The sequence below is a fragment of the Azospirillum isscasi genome, from assembly GCF_030849505.1.
In the GTDB taxonomy this organism is placed as follows: domain Bacteria; phylum Pseudomonadota; class Alphaproteobacteria; order Azospirillales; family Azospirillaceae; genus Azospirillum; species Azospirillum isscasi.
Genome location: NZ_JAUJFI010000263.1, coordinates 1 through 4,653 on the forward strand (window position 1 = coordinate 1; position 4,653 = coordinate 4,653).

Genomic DNA, 4,653 nt, shown 5'->3' on the forward strand with positions numbered 1-4,653 from the left:
GCGGGGTGGAGCAGCCCGGTAGCTCGTCAGGCTCATAACCTGAAGGTCGCAGGTTCAAATCCTGCCCCCGCAACCAATACCATCAAACAACCCGCCTCTCACGAGGCGGGTTGTTTGCTTTCAAGGGCTTGGAGCAGTTCTTCCGCCCTCGTGAAGCCTCCCTCCATCTCGGTCTCCAGTCCGTTGCCCTCAGGCGTCGGCGTCAATGTCACCTTGGTGACGATGCGGCGCGCCACCTCCACCATGCGGGCGCCACCGCCCAGCATCATCAGGTTGTCCACGACCAGTCGGTGCGCCTTGGCCAGAGTCACCCCATCGGGCGTTTCGCGTCGGGCATTTCGGGCATCGGCGCCCGTCCGGTCGCTGAGCGCCACCATCGACACCAGTTGGCCGGCGAGACCGTCGTGTAGGTCGCGGGTCAGGCTGATGCGCCGCGCCGCCTCCGCGTCGGCGATCTCCCGGCGCAGCTTGCGCGTTGAGCCGGTCCGCCGTGTTGACAACCATCGCGAAACGTCACATCAGGACGGTGCTGATGACGCTCGGCACCATCGGTACGGGGATGGAGAACGGGCTGATGAACAGGCGCTCTCCGGTGGGGCCGTACAGGGTCGCCACCTGATGGAGGGATCGTGAGCAGGGCCAGAAGTATGGCGCCCAGAATCACATGGGCCGCGTCATTGCGGTGACGGATCGCGGCGTGGACGAGCACCGTGACGGCAGTGCCCGTCGCTTCACGGACCGCATTTCGAATAACCGCAGTTCAGGCAGTTGTCGCACCCCTCCTGACGGACCAGGCCGGGCTGGCCGCATTTCGGGCATTGCCGGAGGTTGGCCGCCTCCGTTCCGGCGGCTGGAGGGGTGGGGTTGGCGGTCAGCGCCCCGTCGTCCGGCAGCATGCCGATGGCCTTCAGATGCCGTTCGATGACGTCCCCGATAGCCGCCAGCAGGGAGGGGACGTAGCGCCCCTGCATCCAGGCACCGCCGCGCGGGTCGAAGACCGCCTTCAACTCCTCCACCACGAAGCCGACCTCGCCGCCGCGGCGGAACACGGCGGAGATCATGCGGGTCAGCGCCACGGTCCAGGCGTAATGCTCCATGTTCTTGGAGTTGATGAAGACTTCGAAAGGACGGCGCCGCCCGCCGTCCACGATGTCGTTGATGGTGATGTACATGGCGTGGTCGCTGTCCGGCCAGCGCACCTTGTAGGTCTCGCCCGGCAGGGTTTCCGGACGGTCGGGCGGCTTGGCCGCCATGGCGGCGCCCTCCTTCCTCACCGACAGGACGGCGCCGGTCACCGCGTTCGGACGGTAGGTGGTGCAGCCCTTGCAACCCAGTTCGTAAGCCTGCCAGTAAACGTCCTTGAAGGCGTCGAAGGGCAGATCCTCCGGACAATTGATGGTCTTGGAGATGGAACTGTCCACATGGCGCTGGGCCGCCGCCTGCATCACCACATGCTCCGCCGGGGTCAGGGACTGCGCGTCCACGAAATAGTCGGGCAGGGGGTGATCGGCGCCGAACCGCGCGCGGAACAGGCGATGCGCATGGTCGCTCACCTCCTCCGTGCGGCGAGTGCCGTCGGGCATCAGGACGGCGCGCTCGTAGCTGTAGGAGAAGACCGGCTCGATTCCGGAAGACACATTGTCCGCGAACAGCGAGATCGTGCCGGTCGGCGCGATGGAGGTGAGGAGCGCGTTGCGGACGCCGTGTTCCGCGATCAGGGTGCGCACGTCCCCATCCAGCCCGCGCACCATCGGGGCGTCCAGATAGGCGTCGCGGTCGAAAAGCGGGAAGGCCCCCTTTTCCGCCGCCAGAAGGGCGGAGGCGCGGTAGGCTTCGTTGCGGATGGTCTTCAGCCAGGATTCGGTCAGGGCCACCGCCGCCTCGCCGCCGTAGCGCACACGGCAGAGGATCAGCGCGTCGGCCAGCCCGGTGACGCCCAACCCGATGCGGCGCTTGGCGTGGGCCTCCTGGGCCTGCCGCTCCAGCGGGAAACGGGAGGCGTCCACCACATTGTCCATCATCCGGACCGCCAGGGCCGTCAGTTCGCTCAGCCGGCCGACGTCGAGCCGGGCCGTCTCCTCGAACGGGTCCAGCACCAGGGCGGCGAGGTTGATCGAGCCGAGCAGACAGGCGCCATAGGGGGGCAGCGGTTGCTCTCCGCATGGATTGGTCGCGGAGATGGATTCACAATAGCCCAGGTTGTTCTGCTCGTTCACCCGGTCGATGAAGATCACGCCGGGCTCGGCGTAGGCGTAGGTCGCCTGCATGATGCGGTCCCACAGGCCGCGGGCGCGCACCTCGCGGTGGACACGCCCGTCGAAGACCAGCGGCCAGAGCCGGTCCTCCCGCACGGCATCCATGAAGGCGTCGGTGACCAGGACCGACAGGTTGAACATGCGCAGCCGTCCGGGCTCGCGCTTGGCGTCGATGAAATCTTCGATGTCGGGATGGTCGCAGCGCAGGGTGCCCATCATCGCGCCGCGCCGGGCGCCCGCCGACATGATGGTGCGGCACATGCCGTCCCACACGTCCATGAAGGACAGCGGGCCGGAGGCGTCGGCACCCACCCCCTTCACGAAGGTGCCCTTGGGCCGCAGGGTGGAAAAGTCGTAGCCGATGCCGCCGCCTTGCTGCATGGTCAGAGCCGCTTCGCGCAGGTGGGCGAAAATGGCGCCGAGGTCGTCCTCGATCGTCCCCATGACAAAGCAGTTGAACAGCGTCACCGTCCGGCCTGTGCCGGCTCCAGCCAGGATGCGCCCGGCCGGCAGGAACTCGAAACGGGACAGCGCACGCTCGAACCGCGGCGCCCAGACCTGTGGATCGGCTTCGGTGGCGGCGAGCGCCGTGGCGACACGGCGCCAGGTGTCGGCGATGGTCTGGTCGATGGGTTCGCCCGCGGCGGACTTGAAGCGGTACTTCATGTCCCAGATCCGCTGGGATATCGCGGCGATGCCCGGCATGCGCTCTCCTTCCTTCCGCATGTACGGAAGAGTAGGGAGCACTCCCCGGACGGTCAACCGGACGGCTCCGTTTGCGTTCCGTGGATGCGGCGCCTTCGCTCAGGAAGCGGCGCTGGTCTCGCGGCGGGTGGCGGAAACGGCGGGTTCCGCCGCCGCCGGGCGCACGGTCGCCGGGCCGCCCGCGGCGACGACCAGCCGGTCCGTGGCGGCCTCCAGCCGTTCCTCAAGCTCCCGCATGGCCTCGGCGCGGCCCAGGCCCGGCGGGATGGGCGGCAGGAACTCCACGATCACCGTGCCGGGCCGCTTGATGAAGCTGTGGCGCGCCCAGTAGAGGCCGGCGTTCAGCGCCATCGGCACGATGGGGATGTCCAGACTCTTGTAGAGCACGCCCACCCCGATCCGGTAGGGGCGGTAGGCGCCGACGGCGACGCGCGTCCCCTGCGGGAAGATCACGATGGGGCGTCCCTCCTCCTTCACCGGACGGGCGTTCCGGACCATGGAGGCGACGGCCCGGCCCTTCGCGCCGCGGTCCACGGCGATCATGCGGGCCTTGGCGGCGTACCAGCCCCAGATGGGAATCCACAGAAGCTCCCGCTTCAGGATGATCGCCGGGTCGTCGACGAGGAAGTGCAGCTTCATCGTCTCCCAGGCCGACTGGTGCTTGGCGGCCAGCAGGAAGGACCCGCTTTTGGGAACATGCTCCCGCCCGCGTACCTCGTAGCGGATGCCGACGAGCGTGCGCTCCAGCCACGCCACGGTGCTGAAATACCACGTGACCACGCGGATCATGCCCCGCCGCGGCAGCAGCAGCATCCACAGCAGGCCGACGCAGATGATCGCCGTCCACACATGGAAGGCGACGTTGAAGGCAAGGGAGCGCAGGAAGATCATGGCCGGAACTTGTCAGGATTCGATCAGCTTCTCAAGCGTGTAGCGAAGCCGCGTCACGATGTATTTATTGTATTCGGTCATCAGCAGGTTCGCGGTGCCCGGCCACAGCCACCAGTCGTTCAGATGCACGTTGGGGGAGGCGACGGGGTGGGGCACCACATCCACCTCCGGGATCACCATGCGGAACTCCAGAAGGCTGCGCATCATGTGGTAGTTGGCGGTGACCAGCCGCATGGAGGTGAAGCCCTGCTCGCGCAGCCAGTCCGCCGTCTCGTAGGCGTTGCCGATGGTGCTGTCCGCGGAATAGCCGAGCGTGATGCAGCATTCCATCTCGCCGGGGAACTGGCGGGAGCGTTTCAGAAGCTCCTGCACCTCCAGCCCCTCATAGACGCCGGACACGAACAGCTTGCGCGCCCGCCCGTCGGCCAGCAGCTCCAGCCCGGTGCTCAGCCGCCCGCTGCCGCCGGTCAGCACGACGATGGCGTCGGTGCCGCGGGTGGCCTCCGCGCTGCCCGGCGGCGGCGGGGTGCGGGGGATCGAGGCGGCGAACCAGAACAGCCCGCCCGTCCACAGGAGCCCGCCCAGCACCGCCAGCAGCAGCAGCCGTCGGAAAGCCCGCAGGAAGCGGGCGCGCCGCGGGTGGACCGCCATCCGTCAGCCTCCGGGCGGGGGAACGGGGGTGGCGGTCACGGCATCGACTCCAGCGTGCGCAGCACCGTCCAGCGCGCGGCCTTCGGACTTCAGCTTGCGGACGACCTGATGCTTCTGGTCCGGAAGCACCTCAGCCTCGATCTCGTCGATG

At 67.9% G+C, this 4,653-nt stretch carries 4 protein-coding genes; all 4 read right to left on the reverse strand.

All coding sequences use genetic code 11. The features are described from left to right. Positions 1-98: 98 nt before the first annotated feature. The 4 genes from QSG27_RS27745 to QSG27_RS27760 all read right to left on the reverse strand — a co-directional run bounded on the left by QSG27_RS27745 (position 99) and on the right by QSG27_RS27760 (position 4,502). Positions 99-500: a hypothetical protein gene (locus QSG27_RS27745; protein ID WP_306711935.1), complete on the reverse strand. Its 402-nt coding sequence runs from the start codon at positions 498-500 to the stop codon at positions 99-101. Positions 501-731: 231 nt separating this feature from the next. Beyond that, positions 732-2,960 (reverse strand): adenosylcobalamin-dependent ribonucleoside-diphosphate reductase, encoded by a 2,229-nt coding sequence (locus tag QSG27_RS27750; RefSeq protein WP_306711938.1) that lies wholly within the window; start codon positions 2,958-2,960, stop codon positions 732-734. A 99-nt stretch (positions 2,961-3,059) separates the two neighbouring features. Continuing rightward, positions 3,060-3,851, reverse strand: coding sequence for a lysophospholipid acyltransferase family protein (locus QSG27_RS27755; protein ID WP_306711940.1), 792 nt, complete (start codon positions 3,849-3,851; stop codon positions 3,060-3,062). A 12-nt stretch (positions 3,852-3,863) separates the two neighbouring features. Further along, positions 3,864-4,502, reverse strand: coding sequence for a YdcF family protein (locus tag QSG27_RS27760; protein WP_306711942.1), 639 nt, complete (start codon positions 4,500-4,502; stop codon positions 3,864-3,866). Between the last annotated feature and the right edge of the window lie 151 nt (positions 4,503-4,653).

What these genes read in the sequence shown, in the direction of transcription:
- QSG27_RS27750 (WP_306711938.1), bottom strand. Translation starts at nt 2,960, where the DNA reads ATGCCGGGCATCGCCGCGATATCCCAGCGGATCTGGGACATGAAGTAC.
- QSG27_RS27755 (WP_306711940.1), bottom strand. Translation starts at nt 3,851, where the DNA reads ATGATCTTCCTGCGCTCCCTTGCCTTCAACGTCGCCTTCCATGTGTGG.
- QSG27_RS27760 (WP_306711942.1), bottom strand. Translation starts at nt 4,502, where the DNA reads ATGGCGGTCCACCCGCGGCGCGCCCGCTTCCTGCGGGCTTTCCGACGG.